Here is a 13872-nt window from a genome sequence, read left to right as displayed (position 1 = left end):
ATGGGGCACTTCGCTAAAATCCTGTTCGGTGTGGCGGCGGTGTTCTTCCTGATCGCGCCTTTGTTCGCAATTATTCCATTAGCTTTTACATCCAGCGTATTCCTGACCTATCCGGTGCCCGGCTGGTCGGTGCGCTGGTTTGAGGAACTTGCAACAGCGGACGTCTGGCGGCGCGCAATCGTCAACAGCTTGATTATCGGATCAGGAACGACGATCTTGGCAACTGTGCTGGGAACCATGGCCGCACTTGGCTTGCGCAGCAGGATTTTGTTTCTTTCCGGCCCGATTAGAACTCTATTCCTCTTGCCCATGGTCGTTCCTGCCGTGGTTATGGGCGTCGGTATGCAACTATTGTTCGTCCGGCTCGGAATAGCGAATTCCTATCTCGGTGTGATTGTTGCACATACCGTGATTTCGATACCCTTTGTTCTGGTGAGCGTTACGGGCGCTCTGGCAGGTATAGACCGGCGTGTCGAACTGGCAGCCGAAAGTCTTGGCGCATCGCCTCTGACAGTTTTTCGTAAAGTTACACTTCCTCTCGCTATGCCGGGCATTGTGTCAGGTGCGGTGCTGGCGTTCGCTACGTCGCTGGATGAAGTTGTGCTGACCCTGTTCGTAGCTGGCCCAAACCAGCGCACCTTGGCGCGCCAGATGTTTTCGACAATTCGAGAAAATATCAGCCCGGCTATCGCTGCCGCTGCTTTTCTGTTCATTGGGGGCACGGTGTTTTTAGGCCTGGCGGCGATGCTCTTCCGCCGAAGGCGTGGGGCAAGAATGGCTTGAGTCCTTCTTTTCTGTCAGTGTCAATATCGGACGGTACAAAACAATTTTTGAACAAGAGCTTCGTTATGGTCTCCCGCAGTATTGCTATTTTAAATGCTGATTAATTGAGTTAGGTTAATGGTTGAATTATACAAGTGTTTTATTTTCAATGAGTTGGAATAGTTTTGCCCATAGATAAAGCAAAGCTCATACGGCTGGGCGCCGCTCCACGCGGTTACAGAGGCTTTATTCATCACATTGAGTCCGATGCTGGTTCATCTGGCCTGCCTCCTGAAGAAATCGAGCGGCGTTTGCTGGAGTTGGGTTTCATCGAGGGCGCGGAGGTTTCCATACTTCATGAGGGCCCCCTGCGGCGCGATCCCATAGCGGTACGTATAAATGGGGCAACTGTGGCGCTTCGTCGAAAAGAAGCCATGGCAATTTTAATTCACGAAAGTCATTATGATGCTCAATTCAAGTCGTTCGAAGATGCGACGGATAGCCCTGGTTGGCGCGCCTAATTGTGGCAAGACTGCCGTGTTCAATGCACTGACAGGTAGTCGTCAGAAAGTTGGCAATTACGCCGGAGTGACTGTCGAGCGAAAGACAGGCATGGCTTATACACCCGATGGTCATGCGTTGGAAATCATGGACTTGCCTGGGACATACTCTCTCAGAGCTCGCAGTCCCGATGAAGAAATCACACGTGACATTGTACTCGACCGGGAAGGGGAGAATACGTGCTGCCAAATGCTTCTGGTGGTTGCTGATGCTACCAATCTGCGTGCTGCTCTCCGGCTTGTTCTTGAATTGCAGCAGACCGGCCGGCCATTGGCATTGATATTGAATATGATCGATATCGCGCGCCATCGTGGTATCGAAATAGATACGGGAAATTTATCCCATTTACTGGGCGGTATACCGGTCGTCTGTACAAGCGCGGTCCGCCGTTCGTTGATGAATGACTTATGGAAAATGCTTGATGAACTGTCCGAAAACGGCGTGAGTATTGAGCGTGACAATAATTGGCGAGAACCTTCAGCCTCAGATTTGCGTGCCATGCAACGACAAGCGGATGGATTGATAGCGCATACTGTGCGATTCCCAGCCAAGCTACCCACGATGACCAATCGGATTGATGCTGTGTTACTGCACCCTGTGGCTGGAATCGGAGCCTTGCTCCTATTGCTGTTTCTCATGTTTCAGGCTGTATTCGACTGGGCTCAGCCTGTCATGGATCTGATATCGAGTGGCTTCGATGCGCTCGCCGGTCTTATCCAACAAAACTTGCCATCGGGGCTATTCGAAAGCTTTCTTGTTGATGGTGTCATTGCCGGTGTTGGTAGTGTGATTGTGTTCCTGCCGCAGATATTGATTATGTTCCTTTTTATTCTCCTGTTGGAGGATTTGGGTTATATGGCACGGGCAGCATTCCTGATGGACCGGCTGATGGGGGGAGTGGGGCTTCACGGGCGAGCCTTCATTCCACTGCTTTCCAGTTTCGCCTGCGCCATTCCCGGTATCATGGCTGCACGCGTCATCGATAATAGACGGGATCGCCTCACGACTATTCTGGTTGCGCCGCTGATGACTTGCTCGGCGAGAATTCCTGTGTTTACACTTATTATTGCCGCTTTCATTCCGGCGAAGCGTGTTGCGGGTGTGTTCAGCCTGCAGGGACTGATCATGTTCGGCCTTTATGCGACCGGAATTCTCAGCGCGCTTTTTGTGTCGTTTCTCGCGAAGTTTTTCTTATGGCGACATGAAGCCGCTCCGCCTTTCATGCTGGAATTGCCCGACTACAAACTGCCACGGCTGCGTAACGTGCTGATCGAATTGATGACGCGCGCGAAGATGTTTCTTTATCGTGCCGGCACAACGATTTTCTTCATGGCTATATTGATCTGGTTTTTGGCTTCTTTTCCGCAAGCCCCCGGGAATGCTACCGAACCGGCTATTTTCTATAGTTGGGCGGCGACCATCGGCCGACTGTTGGAGCCGCTCTTGGCGCCTATCGGTTTCAGTTGGCAGATGAGTGTTGCGCTGGTGCCTGGAATGGCAGCACGCGAAGTGGTCGTTGCGGCCCTGGGCACCGTTTATTCCATACAGGGAGGAGCGGATGCTGCCTTGCAGGTAGGGCAGGCGTTGGCGCAGAACTGGACACTTCCAACAGCGTTGTCGTTTCTAGCCTGGTATGTGTTTGCGCCTCAGTGCACATCGACGCTGGCGGTCATAAAACGCGAAGCGGGTGGCGCACGATGGATGTGGCTCACCTTCTTCTATATGCTGGTGCTGGCATACATCTCATCCTTTATCGTTTATCGTCTTGCACTCTTCCTGTTTTGAAGGCTTTAACGATCAATCCGTGTTGAGAGGATGATAGACGACATAGTCCGCTCAACGCCTTCCAGCGCTCCTATGCGATCGAGAACGGCGTCGAGTTCTTGTATGGACGGAGCTTCGACAACGACTATCATATCGAAATGTCCGCTGACGGAATGAAGCGAACGGACAGCCATCATGCCACGCAATGCTGTTTCTACTTTCGGGGCGAGCTTGGGCAGGGCTGTTACCAGCACATGGGCGCGAACTAGATCACGCTCGAATTCCGGTGCGATTCGAACCGTGTACCCCTCGATAACCCCGCGTTTTTCAAGCTTTTCTATACGACTTTGCACGGTGGTTCGGGAGACACCGAGGCGTCTTGCAAGGTCCGCTGTTGTGGCCCGGGCATTTTCGCGAAGGAGAGCGATAAGTGTAAGATCGGCTTCTGTCGTCATAATGCATATTGAATACGTGAATATGCATAAACAAACAACGTCATATCGTCGATTTGTATGCTTCTTTTTGCATGGAACTATGCGATTCTTGCATATCCGAATTGCATTCCAAGGGGAAAGTTACATGAAAGAGATCGTTGTTGTCGGCGCAGGCAAAATCGGCGCCACCATTGCCGATCTTCTCGCTTCCACGGGCGAGTATGCCGTTACCGTTGTCGACCGCTCTCAGGCGCAGCTCGATGCACTGGAATCGGGTGTCGAAGTCAAGACGCAGGCGCTTGATATCGAAGATGCCAAGGCTCTTGAAGCTGCCCTGACCGGCAAGTTTGCCGTACTTAGCGCCGCTCCATTCCATCTGACGACCCGCATCGCGGAAGCTGCAGCCAAGGCAGGCGTTCACTATCTCGATCTGACCGAAGATGTTGCCAGCACACGTCGTGTCAAGGAGCTGGCGAAGGAAGCCAAAACGGCTTTCATTCCGCAGTGTGGCCTTGCTCCAGGCTTCATCTCCATCGTTGCCTATGATCTGGCGAAGCGTTTCGATAAGCTCGACAGCGTTCGTATGCGCGTCGGCGCTTTACCACAGTATCCTTCGAACGCTCTGAACTACAATTTGACCTGGAGCACCGACGGCGTCATCAACGAATATATCGAGCCGTGCGAAGCCATTGTGAATGGCGAACTGACAGAAGTTCCTGCTCTGGAAGAACGCGAAGAATTCTCGCTTGACGGCGTTACCTACGAAGCTTTCAACACCTCCGGTGGTCTCGGCACGCTCTGCGAAACGCTGGAAGGCAAGGTTCGCACGCTCAACTACCGCACTATCCGCTATCCGGGTCACGTTGCATTGATGAAGGCGCTCCTAAACGATCTCGGCCTGCGTCATCGCCGTGAAGTGCTCAAGGACATCTTCGAAAATGCCCTGCCGACGACCCTTCAGGACGTCGTAGTGATTTTCGTGACCGTCTCGGGTACCAAGAATGGTCGTCTGGTTCAAGAAACCTACGCGAACAAGGTCTACGCTGCTCCGGTTGGCAAGATCGTTCGTTCGGGCATCCAGATCACGACGGCTTCGGCAATCTGCGCTGTGCTCGACATGCTCGCCAAGGGTGACCTCCCGCAGCAAGGCTTCATTCGTCAGGAAGATATCACGCTCGAAAAGTTCCTCGCGAACCGCTTCGGCAAGGCCTATGCACAGGAAGATCATTGCGCACGTATGGTTGCTTGATAGCTCCTTCTGCATGAATGCAGGGCCTGTTGCATTTGTGTGCAGCGGGCCTCTTTTGCGTTTTTGGTATTCGGCAAGTCAGCCCTACCAAAGTTGCAATTGAATAGGATCGGATTTAAGCGCATTGCCCGATCCAAACCAGCGGATGGATCTGTTCATCCGCTTGATATCTGGCTGCACGTGTACCGATGGATGTGCGTTAAAAGAAGTAGGAAAGTCATGTTGAAATCAGTTTTGCTGGCCGGTCTGGCCTCCGTCTTCCTTGCCTTGCCTGTTCAGGCAAAGGAATGGAAAGAGATCCGCATCGCCAGCGAAGGTGCGTATCCTCCATTCAACTACATGTCTCCAGACGGCAAGCTTGAAGGTTTCGATCTCGATATCGCAAATGCGCTTTGCGAGGCGATGGAGGCCAAGTGTACGATTGTCGCCAATGATTGGGACGGGATGATCCCTGGCTTGCAAGCCAACAAGTTTGACGCAGTCATTGCTTCGATGGCTATTACCGAAGAACGCGAAAAACAGGTTGCCTTCACTGATCGTTATTACACGACCCCGCTTGCAGTAGTCGTGCCGAAGGATACGGATATGACCTCGCTCGATCCGTCGGCATTCGATGGAAAGACGGTTGGCGCGCAGGCTGGCACCACGCAGGGTAATTATGCCGATGATGTCTACGGCAAGGCAGGCGCAGACGTTAAGCTCTATCCGACCGCTGACGAGGCGAACGCTGACCTTGAGAGCGGTCGTCTGGACGCAATCGCTGCCGACAAGTTCCTCGCCGCCGATTGGCTCAAGAAACAGGGTGCGAACTGCTGCAAGTTCCTTGGCGATATTCCAGGTTCCGAAACGAAAATCTCAGTTGCGCTACGCAAGGGTGATGACGACCTGCGTGAACAGTTCAACGCCGCGATCAAGAAAATCCGTGACGACGGCACTTACGAAACGATCCGCAAAAAGTACTTCGATTTCGACATCTATTGATGTGACAATATTCACTCCGGACGCCTTCAAAACCTGCTTGCAGTGGACGGCGTCCGGTGCTTCAGTCTAGGTAAGCGCAGGAAAAAATGAGCGCTACCGCTCGCAGGGAATACTCTGCCAATCACAATGATAACAAAGTAGTAAGGGGAATGATCATGTTGAAAGCCATCCTATTTGCAGGTGTAGCATCCGTAATCGCTGCATTGCCAGCGCAGGCCAAGGAGTGGAAGGAAATACGCATTGCGACCGAAGGTGCGTATCCGCCTTTCAATTTTGTGGCAGCCGATGGTTCGTTGCAGGGGCTTGATGTCGAAATAGCCAATGCTCTGTGCAAGGCGATGGACGCCAAGTGCACGATTGTTGCTAACGACTGGGACGGGATGATTCCCGGCCTGAAATCGAACAAGTTTGATGCGGTCATTGCGTCGATGAGCATTACGGAAGAACGTAAGAAGGAAGTTGCCTTCACCGACAAATATTATTCCACGCCGCTTTCCGTTGCTGTTCCAAAGGATAGCCCGATCACATCTGTTGATGCTGAGGCTTTCAAGGGAAAGTCGGTTGGTGCTCAAGGATCGACAACCCAGAGCATGTATGCGGAAGACGTCTACGGGAAGGCTGGCGCTGACGTTAAACTTTACCCGACTGCCGATGAAGCGAACGCTGACCTGAAGAATGGGCGGCTTGATGCGGTCATTTCTGACAAGTTTCCGATCTCTGACTGGATCAAGGGTGATGGTGCAGATTGCTGCAAGCTTATCGGCGATATTCCCGGCACGCAGACTGATACTGGAATTGCGCTTCGTCAGGGGGATGACGATCTGCGCGAGCAGTTCAATGCGGCAATCAAGAAAATTCGCGACGATGGAACCTATGCCACGATCGTGAAGAAATATTTCGACTTCGACATCTACTGATTGCTTGTAAAAGACACAGCTCTTTGCTGTAAGCAACAACGCGCCGGCAGCAATCGGCGCGTTTATTTGTTTGGTTTTGTGGATGCCGGAAATGCCGATTCAGCAACAAGATGTCATCGTTCTGGGCGCGGGTATTATTGGTGTATCCACAGCACTACATTTACAAGCTCGAGGCCGTTCGGTTTGCCTGATCGATAGGAACGAGCCTGGCAGCGGTACCAGTTTTGGCAATGCCGGTCTGATCGAGCGGTCAAGTGTTATTCCTTATTCCTTTCCACAAGGCTTCTGGACGCTTGTGCGTTACGGCATGAATCGTCGCTCCGATGTTCGCTACAACCCGTTCTACATACCGAAGATGGCTCGCTGGCTGGTTCAATATTGGCGGGAATCATCGCCAGAACGATTGAAAATTGCCACAAATGCGATGTTGCCTTTGATTGAAGCGAGTATCCATGAGCATGATGCGTTGGTCGTCCAGTCCGGCAGTGAACGATTGATCCGGTCTCAAGGATGGATTGAAGTGTTCAGGACATCTTCAGCATTTGACACAGCGATACGTCGTTTGCCCGATCTGCAACGCTTCAAACTATCCTATGACATTTTGGATGCAGCAGCCCTGCGTCAGCGTGAAACGTCGCTTGGCGATGTGGCAGGCGGCATCCACTGGCTTGATCCCAAGACCGTTGTGAACCCGGGCGGATTGGTTGAAGCCTATGCCGATCTATTCCGTAGGAATGGTGGCGTCTTCGTTCACGGAGATGCGGCGACCTTGGCGCCGAATGAAAGCGGCTGGCAGGTGACGACGGAGGAGGGCGTTGTCCATGCTCATGACGTTGTCGTGGCGCTTGGTCCGCAATCCGGCCTTGTTTTCAAGAAATTCGGCTACCCAATCCCGCTTGGCATCAAGCGCGGCCATCATCTTCACTTCACCATGAAGGATGGTTCGCGGCTCGGTCATACGGTGGTGGATGAAGAAGCAGGTTATGTTCTTGCCCCAATGGTGCAGGGTGTGCGGCTGTCGACAGGCATAGAGTTCGCTTCGCCTGACGCGCCCGCAAATCATATACAGCTCAAAAAGGATGAGAAAATCGCGCGCCTGCTTGTGCCTCAGTTGGGAGAGGCCATCGAAACGGTGCCATGGCTTGGATTGCGCCCCTGCCTGCCTGATATGCGCCCGGTCATTGGTGCCGCACCACGGCATAAGGGACTGTGGTTTAATTTCGGTCATGCCCATCACGGCTTGACACTTGGACCAGCGACAGGGCGTCTGCTTGCTGAGATGCTTGTTGGGGAAGAGACCTTCGTTGACCCGAAGCCGTATTCAGCAGAACGGTTTCTATAATTTGATCTAAATGTTTGGTGACCGGCTTGTCAGTCACGGCAGAGCGGGGCTATCAATTGGTCCCGTTCTCATATCGGGCAGTCGCGAACAATCGATCCGGAAAATTCTCGTGAAAATGAAGTCTTTGGGGCGTACCGGCCTTACTGTCACTGAAATTTGCCTCGGCACTATGACTTGGGGCGTACAGAATACCGAGTCTGATGCTCATGAGCAGCTCGACATTGCTCTCGATGCCGGTATCAATTTCATTGATACGGCTGAGGGATACGCCATTCCAATGAGCCCGGAGAGCTATGGCAAGACAGAGACCTACATCGGTAATTGGCTCAAGAAATCTGGAAAACGTGACAAGATCGTGCTGGCAAGCAAGATTGCTGGTGGCGGCCGACAGAAGTGGATTCGTGATGGCGCCAGACCAAGCCGAGCCAGCGTTCGTGAGGCGGTGGAGAGTAGCCTGAAACGGCTTCAGACAGACTATATTGACCTATATCAGGTCCATTGGCCAATGCGTGCGCACTACCATTTCGGCCAGAGCTGGAGCTTCGATCCGTCCAATACGGATGGGGCGGCAGAAACCCAACTGATGCATGATGTTCTGCTTGGGCTTGGAGACATGGTTCGGGATGGAAAGATCAGGCATATCGGTCTTTCCAATGAGACAGCCTGGGGAACTATGCAGTGGCTTCGGTTGGCGGAGCAGCACGGTCTGCCGCGCATCGCCTCAATCCAGAACGAATATAGTCTTCTGCAGCGCCAGTTCGATTTTGACATGGCGGAACTGGCGCTCTGCGAAGACGTTGGATTGCTTGCCTATTCGACGCTTGCAGCTGGTGTGCTGACCGGGAAATATCTGGGCGGCAAGCTGCCGGCCGGTTCTCGCGCAGCCATTTCCGAAGGCGGCATCTGGCGGAACAGTGTTCACTCAGAACCCGCAATTCGCGCCTATATTGATGTTGCGAAGAAGCACGGTCTCGACATTGCCCAGATGGCGATTGCCTTCACACTGACACGTCCGTTCATGACCTCGACCATCATCGGCGCCACGACCGTTGGCCAGTTGAAGACCGATATCGCGGCCCATCAGGTCAAGTTGTCTGATGATGTTCTGAGCGACATTGAGAAGGTCTATCGACAGTATCCACGTCCGCTTTAAGCCAATTAAAAATGCATGATAGAAAGCCCGCCAACTGGCGGGCTCAGATTGATTACAAACCCCTCGATTTTTGGAAGCAGTCAAAAACGAGGGGTTTTGATTCCGATTTGTTCACGTTCTGAATCTGGGACGTTCCGTGAATCTGAGGTCATTTTGACCCTGCCGGAGGTTTGTCAGCAGCCTGAGCCCGCCAACTGGCGGGCTTTTTCTATCCGGCGAGATAAATTTCGTGTTTGACGATCCATTGATCGATTGGCGTCTCGCTTGAGGAACTGACGATCACCATCCGGTCGAAGCGCAGATGGCGACCAGCGAGTGATCTTGCCAGGCGAGCCATCTCTGTTGCACGCAAAGCCTTATCGATAACGCCATAGGCAAGCGAAACATGTGGGAGGAAAGTCGAGATGTCTTTCTCTCCCGATATGCCCAGTGAATCCTGTTTCAGTGCCATTAGTGCAGGCGTTTTATGCAGTTTGACGTAGAAAGAGCGGAAATAAGCCTCTGTTCCTGTCACGTCCTCAATAAGAACATCCAGAGGTTTGCGGCCGACCGCAAGGCTAAGCACCAGCGGCAGCAATTCGTCTGCCGAGCGTTTCATATCGGGTACGAGTGTCGCATGTGGTTCAAATACGGGCGAAGCAAAGCGACCTGCCAGTTCTGCAACGATGGATTCAAGAAATCTGAGGTCATTGCGTGCAGGACGCAACCAGATGGAGTGGAAAGTCATTGATTTGGCATCCCCCGAATGCCGCGTTCGTTTTTAGGTGGCCTGACGCTGTTCCGCAGAATGAGTGGTAGTTCGAGTACAACTGTCTGAGGCGGCGCATTTGGCGCAGCCTGCCTCTCATCGAGCAGGCGGATGATTTCGGCAGAGAGGCGTTCCGCATTCTGGTCGAATGTTGTTAGCCGATAGGCCCCCCAGCGTGCTTCTGTGACATTGTCGAAACCAACGACTGAAATATCGTCGGGAATGGAGAGATTGAAGACGTCGCGTGCGCAGTCCATCAGGCCGAAAGCCATAAGGTCGTTCACACAGAACACCCCTTCGACGCGTTCTCGCTCGCCGAGCAGAAGAGAGGCTGCTCTGTAGCCGCCGTCATAATCGGTCAGGTTGCCGCGCTGTACACTGACGCTCAATTCGAGGCTCTTGCCTTTGGCGATGAAAGCTTCCTCACGTTCAACCAGATTGAGGCTGCCTACATTCGACGTTATGAGGCCGAGCTTTTTCATGCCTCGTGCCGCGAAAATTTCGACAGCCGTTTCAGCGGCAAGTCGATTGTTGATATGAATATGATCGGCTCCATCTTCGGTTCGCCCGACGAGGATCAGGGTCTGACCATTTCGTTGGGCGAGCTCGACAAATGAGGAGGAAGGCATGCCGGAAAGAACCACCGTTGCTTCGGCACGATAGCGCAGTAGCGTTTCGTGGGCGGCAGAGAGGTTTTCTCCATGCTGGCCAGTTGGGATCAGCACCGGCACACTACCACGTGCTGCAAGCCGGCGGGAAAGTGCAGCAATTTGGCGGGAGCGAAAAGGACTGTCCGGATCTGCCGCAATCATTCCGACGATACGGCTGCGATTCGCAAGGAGACCGCGTGCAAGGTCGTTAACCTGATAACCCAGCTTTTCAGCGGCTTTCAGCACCTTTTCGCGTGTCGCAGGCGAAACACTGGCGCCTGGCGTAAAAGTGCGGGATACGGCAGAGCGAGACACGCCTGCCTCAAGCGCGACTTCATGTGCACTGATGAACCGTGGTTGGTTATCCACGTTGTCCTGTTCTCGCTGCGTTTCTTTATCTGGCATTTTATCGCCCTACTTTTGAAAGGACATCGGCTCTGAGGAAGCGCTCGACCACGAACATGAAGGCAATTGATGGTACCAGCAATATCAATGCGCTGATCGATGCGATTTGATAATTACCGCCGGAGCTTGCTGTATAAAGCAGCAAGGGCAGGGTGGAAATGTCAGGCGCGCCGACGAAATAAGTGCCGGTAAATTCGTCGAGCGATTCAAGAAAGACAAAGATCGCGCTTGCAAGCAGGCCGGGTGCGGCTATCGGCAGGGTGATGTCGAAGAATGTCTTGAGGGCGGAAGCGCCCATTGAACGCGCCGCTTCTTCAAGCTCGCGGTCAATTGCCGAAAACGCGGCCGTAGCGATCCATACCGCATAGACCAGACCATGGGTGACGTGTACCAAAACAACTCCGGTGATCGTACCATTCAGGCCGAACGAGTAGAACATCTGTGCGATATTCACGTAAACGGGCAGGTTCGGAAAAGCCTGCGGGATCAGCAGCGTGAGCAGAATTAAGCCGCGAAACGGCAGTTTCAGTCGTGCGAGAGCATAACCGGCGGGAATGGCGAGGCCCAGTGAAACGATCACTGTCAGGCCTGCAATAAGGACGCTTGTACCAAGTGATGAGAGCGCATTGCCGCGAGGCGAAAACACATTCGTCCAGAATGAAAATCCATACTGAAGCGGCAGTGTATGCGGGAAATACCAACGCTCAGCTACAGCCCACAGAAGCAGGTTTGCAAGCGGCCCGAAAATCGCGAAAGCAAGCAGACCAAGCAATATGCCGCGTGGTATCCAGCGCCAGTCGATGATGTTGCTCATTGGCCGTGCTCCTTCATGGTCTGGCGGAGGTAAACCCAGGCGACGAGGCTGGTCATGAGAAGGGAGATCGTGCCCAGTGCATTTGCGACACCGTAATCCCCATAAGCATTGATACGGAACGCCATATTCGCCGTGATCATCGTCGGTGATTGAGCGTTGATCATCAAAGGCACGGACAAAACAGACATCATGGTGACAAAGCTCAGTATCAACCCAACGAGCAATGTCTGGCGGACTTGAGGGAGGACGATCTCGATGAGAATGCGCAGCCGCCCAGCGCCAAGATTGCGAGCGGATTCGATTGTGCTGCGATCAATGGATGCCATGGCACCCGCCAGCAATAACGTGACAAATGGCGTCTGTTTCCAGACGAATGCGATGACGATCCCACGCCAGTCGAGAAAGCTCATGACCTGCAGAGGCGTGAGAAGCCCTGTTTCGATAAGCAAGCTGTTCATCAACCCATTCTTGGCAAGGAAGGTGCGAAGTATCTGGCCAACGACGATGAAGGGGATGAAAAGCGGCCACCGGTAAAGCCAGCGCAGAACAGTGACAGCGCGCGGGTTGGAGCCAAGTGTCAGATAGCCACCGATAGCTATAGAGAATAAAGCAATTAGCAACGACGACAGCGTGACGATGACAAAAGTGAAGATGATGTCACTGGAATACAGTTCGAATGCTTTGATGAAGTTGCCGGTTCCCCATTCACCGGAAACGTAGAAAGCTCCGGTGATCGCTCCGAAAAGCGGTACGATGAACAGCAGCAGGACGATCGCCAGTGCGGGCGCGACAAGAAGAATACCCGTCAGTCGATGCGACATTCGAAACCTCATGACAATGTGGAGCGCCGGACACGCTTGTGGTGCCTTGATTGCATATCCGGGATCAACATCGGAGCACTTTGCATGGAACCAAGTTCGTCAAAGCGCCCCGATAGAAAGCAGGATTGTCGGGCCTAATTACCGACCTGGCGCTCATAAGCTTCCAGAATCGCGGTGTTATAAGGTGCGATCGGGAAGGGCTTACCGTATTTCGCAAGGTCATCCGGCGAAATATCGGTGAAGAGCTTGTTCCAGGTTTCACCGTCAAGCTCTGCCTTGACGTGATCGGCATCGATGCCCGGATACCAGTTGAATCGCTTCACAATACCTTCGGCCTGTACTTTCGGGCTCGTCGCCAATGCGACGAATTTTTCGGCCAGTTCCTTGTGTGCGCTCTTTTCCGGGATCACATAGTGCATCGGCTGACCCGGCATGCCGGGGGCAGGCAGGACAAGCTTCATTTCTGGCGGAAGCTGACCATTCGCTTTCCACGAATAGAACATGTCTACCCAGACTGGTCCCATCGCGATTTCGCCGCGGCTCAACATGTCGAGTGTGCCAGCATTGCCGGGGGTGAGGGTGGCATTCTTCGTGAAGTCCTTGAGCGAGGCGAATGCCTTGTCCCAGTTCTTCGCTTCGCTCTCTTCGAATGGCCCCTTCATCAGCTTGTCTGCGTCGCCGCCATAAGCATAGATCCAGCCCATGACAAAGCTCACGCCCGACGCGCCGCCCTTAATGCCATTATAACCGAATTGCTTCGGGTTGTCCTTGGCCCAGGCGACGAGTTCGTCATAGCTCTTCGGAGGATTAGCAACGAGAGCAGGGTTGTAAGCAAGTGCGGTCTGGCTGTTGAACATCGGCATGACGTAACCATCGACGTCGGTGCCGAGCGCCATTTTCGCGTTCTCGCGTGTAACCAGCTTGCCACTGTCGATTTTGCCGCGATAATTTTCGAGAAACTTTGCCGTTACCATCGGTCCGACGAATTTCTCGTGGACAATAGCGACGTCGGTGTCCCAGTTTTCCACGCCGGCCTTGGATTGAGCTTCAAAACGTTCGAGAATCTTCTGCGAGCCTGCATCGCCGGGACCTGTCCCAACAACACGAACGGTCGTCCCAGGGTTCTCTTTCTCGAACAACGGTCCAAGATATTGATTGATATAATCGACCATATTCTGGTCGCCTGCCGTGATGACGGTAAGCTCATCAGCAGCGGCGGGAGCAACGCTAAGGCCGATTGCTATCGCCGCGTTCAGGATAGTTCTCATGAA

Annotated in this window: 15 protein-coding genes; 9 read left to right on the top strand and 6 right to left on the bottom strand. The window is 53.2% G+C overall.

The genetic code is table 11. The features are described from left to right. The 3 genes from JNC70_RS00635 (at position 1) to feoB (ending at position 3108) form a co-directional block, all read left to right on the top strand. Positions 1 to 783 (top strand): ABC transporter permease, encoded by a 783-nt coding sequence (locus tag JNC70_RS00635; protein ID WP_104754929.1) that lies wholly within the window; start codon positions 1 to 3, stop codon positions 781 to 783. A gap of 158 nt (positions 784 to 941) precedes the next feature. Continuing rightward, a complete protein-coding gene (locus tag JNC70_RS00630; RefSeq protein WP_104754930.1) occupies positions 942 to 1283 on the top strand; it encodes a FeoA family protein in 342 nt (113 codons plus the stop codon). After that, positions 1228 to 3108 carry a ferrous iron transport protein B gene (gene feoB / locus JNC70_RS00625; protein WP_104754950.1) on the top strand — a complete coding sequence of 627 codons (1881 nt, stop codon included), beginning with the start codon at positions 1228 to 1230 and terminating at the stop codon, positions 3106 to 3108. Before JNC70_RS00630 ends, feoB begins: the two co-directional genes overlap by 56 nt. A gap of 5 nt (positions 3109 to 3113) precedes the next feature. On the opposite strand, the gene JNC70_RS00620 is transcribed toward feoB, so the two are convergent. Beyond that, the gene (locus tag JNC70_RS00620) at positions 3114 to 3542 is read right to left on the bottom strand and encodes an Lrp/AsnC family transcriptional regulator (RefSeq protein WP_104754931.1); all 429 of its coding nucleotides are present in this window, start codon (positions 3540 to 3542) and stop codon (positions 3114 to 3116) included. Between the two features lie 124 nt (positions 3543 to 3666). Between JNC70_RS00620 and JNC70_RS00615 the strand changes: the two genes are divergently transcribed. From JNC70_RS00615 to JNC70_RS00590, 6 genes are all read left to right on the top strand, one after another. After that, positions 3667 to 4770: a saccharopine dehydrogenase family protein gene (locus JNC70_RS00615; RefSeq protein ID WP_104754932.1), complete on the top strand. Its 1104-nt coding sequence runs from the start codon at positions 3667 to 3669 to the stop codon at positions 4768 to 4770. Between the two features lie 219 nt (positions 4771 to 4989). Next, a complete protein-coding gene (locus JNC70_RS00610) occupies positions 4990 to 5751 on the top strand; it encodes an ABC transporter substrate-binding protein (RefSeq protein ID WP_104754933.1) in 762 nt (253 codons plus the stop codon). A gap of 155 nt (positions 5752 to 5906) precedes the next feature. Next, positions 5907 to 6668 carry an ABC transporter substrate-binding protein gene (locus JNC70_RS00605; RefSeq protein ID WP_104754951.1) on the top strand — a complete coding sequence of 254 codons (762 nt, stop codon included), beginning with the start codon at positions 5907 to 5909 and terminating at the stop codon, positions 6666 to 6668. Positions 6669 to 6759: 91 nt separating this feature from the next. After that, positions 6760 to 8010 carry an NAD(P)/FAD-dependent oxidoreductase gene (locus JNC70_RS00600; RefSeq protein ID WP_104754952.1) on the top strand — a complete coding sequence of 417 codons (1251 nt, stop codon included), beginning with the start codon at positions 6760 to 6762 and terminating at the stop codon, positions 8008 to 8010. A gap of 115 nt (positions 8011 to 8125) precedes the next feature. Next, on the top strand, positions 8126 to 9163 hold the full coding sequence (locus tag JNC70_RS00595; RefSeq protein WP_104754934.1) for an aldo/keto reductase: 1038 nt from the start codon (positions 8126 to 8128) through the stop codon (positions 9161 to 9163). 15 nt (positions 9164 to 9178) lie between these two features. Further along, entirely contained in the window at positions 9179 to 9400 is a 222-nt protein-coding gene (locus JNC70_RS00590) for a hypothetical protein (RefSeq protein ID WP_374788517.1), read from the top strand. On the opposite strand, the gene JNC70_RS00585 is transcribed toward JNC70_RS00590, so the two are convergent. The 5 genes from JNC70_RS00585 to JNC70_RS00565 form a co-directional block, all read right to left on the bottom strand. Beyond that, positions 9372 to 9890 (bottom strand): haloacid dehalogenase, encoded by a 519-nt coding sequence (locus JNC70_RS00585; RefSeq protein ID WP_104754936.1) that lies wholly within the window; start codon positions 9888 to 9890, stop codon positions 9372 to 9374. The two genes, JNC70_RS00590 and JNC70_RS00585, sit on opposite strands and share 29 nt — an antisense overlap. Further along, on the bottom strand, positions 9887 to 10966 hold the full coding sequence (locus JNC70_RS00580; RefSeq protein ID WP_104754937.1) for a LacI family DNA-binding transcriptional regulator: 1080 nt from the start codon (positions 10964 to 10966) through the stop codon (positions 9887 to 9889). The genes JNC70_RS00585 and JNC70_RS00580 overlap by 4 nt, the downstream gene beginning before the upstream one ends. A 1-nt stretch (position 10967) precedes the next feature. Beyond that, positions 10968 to 11780 (bottom strand): ABC transporter permease, encoded by an 813-nt coding sequence (locus JNC70_RS00575; protein ID WP_010658892.1) that lies wholly within the window; start codon positions 11778 to 11780, stop codon positions 10968 to 10970. Continuing rightward, on the bottom strand, positions 11777 to 12601 hold the full coding sequence (locus JNC70_RS00570) for an ABC transporter permease (protein ID WP_104754938.1): 825 nt from the start codon (positions 12599 to 12601) through the stop codon (positions 11777 to 11779). The genes JNC70_RS00575 and JNC70_RS00570 overlap by 4 nt, the downstream gene beginning before the upstream one ends. Before the next feature lie 134 nt (positions 12602 to 12735). Beyond that, positions 12736 to 13869 carry an ABC transporter substrate-binding protein gene (locus JNC70_RS00565; RefSeq protein ID WP_208623438.1) on the bottom strand — a complete coding sequence of 378 codons (1134 nt, stop codon included), beginning with the start codon at positions 13867 to 13869 and terminating at the stop codon, positions 12736 to 12738. Between the last annotated feature and the right edge of the window lie 3 nt (positions 13870 to 13872).

Origin of the sequence: Brucella oryzae (genome assembly GCF_041929965.1) — a bacterium.
Classification (GTDB): domain Bacteria; phylum Pseudomonadota; class Alphaproteobacteria; order Rhizobiales; family Rhizobiaceae; genus Brucella; species Brucella oryzae.
Note: the sequence above shows the minus strand (reverse complement) of the source record. Positions and strands in the feature narration are given on the sequence as shown.

Excerpts from the sequence above, each read along its gene's own strand:
- JNC70_RS00635 (WP_104754929.1), top strand. The coding sequence starts at position 1 with ATGGGGCACTTCGCTAAAATCCTGTTCGGTGTGGCGGCGGTGTTCTTC.
- feoB (WP_104754950.1), top strand. The coding sequence starts at position 1,228 with ATGCTCAATTCAAGTCGTTCGAAGATGCGACGGATAGCCCTGGTTGGC.
- JNC70_RS00620 (WP_104754931.1), bottom strand. The coding sequence starts at position 3,542 with ATGACGACAGAAGCCGATCTTACACTTATCGCTCTCCTTCGCGAAAAT.
- JNC70_RS00615 (WP_104754932.1), top strand. The coding sequence starts at position 3,667 with ATGAAAGAGATCGTTGTTGTCGGCGCAGGCAAAATCGGCGCCACCATT.
- JNC70_RS00610 (WP_104754933.1), top strand. The coding sequence starts at position 4,990 with ATGTTGAAATCAGTTTTGCTGGCCGGTCTGGCCTCCGTCTTCCTTGCC.
- JNC70_RS00605 (WP_104754951.1), top strand. The coding sequence starts at position 5,907 with ATGTTGAAAGCCATCCTATTTGCAGGTGTAGCATCCGTAATCGCTGCA.
- JNC70_RS00600 (WP_104754952.1), top strand. The coding sequence starts at position 6,760 with ATGCCGATTCAGCAACAAGATGTCATCGTTCTGGGCGCGGGTATTATT.
- JNC70_RS00595 (WP_104754934.1), top strand. The coding sequence starts at position 8,126 with ATGAAGTCTTTGGGGCGTACCGGCCTTACTGTCACTGAAATTTGCCTC.
- JNC70_RS00590 (WP_374788517.1), top strand. The coding sequence starts at position 9,179 with ATGATAGAAAGCCCGCCAACTGGCGGGCTCAGATTGATTACAAACCCC.
- JNC70_RS00585 (WP_104754936.1), bottom strand. The coding sequence starts at position 9,890 with ATGACTTTCCACTCCATCTGGTTGCGTCCTGCACGCAATGACCTCAGA.
- JNC70_RS00580 (WP_104754937.1), bottom strand. The coding sequence starts at position 10,966 with ATGCCAGATAAAGAAACGCAGCGAGAACAGGACAACGTGGATAACCAA.
- JNC70_RS00575 (WP_010658892.1), bottom strand. The coding sequence starts at position 11,780 with ATGAGCAACATCATCGACTGGCGCTGGATACCACGCGGCATATTGCTT.
- JNC70_RS00570 (WP_104754938.1), bottom strand. The coding sequence starts at position 12,601 with ATGTCGCATCGACTGACGGGTATTCTTCTTGTCGCGCCCGCACTGGCG.
- JNC70_RS00565 (WP_208623438.1), bottom strand. The coding sequence starts at position 13,869 with ATGAGAACTATCCTGAACGCGGCGATAGCAATCGGCCTTAGCGTTGCT.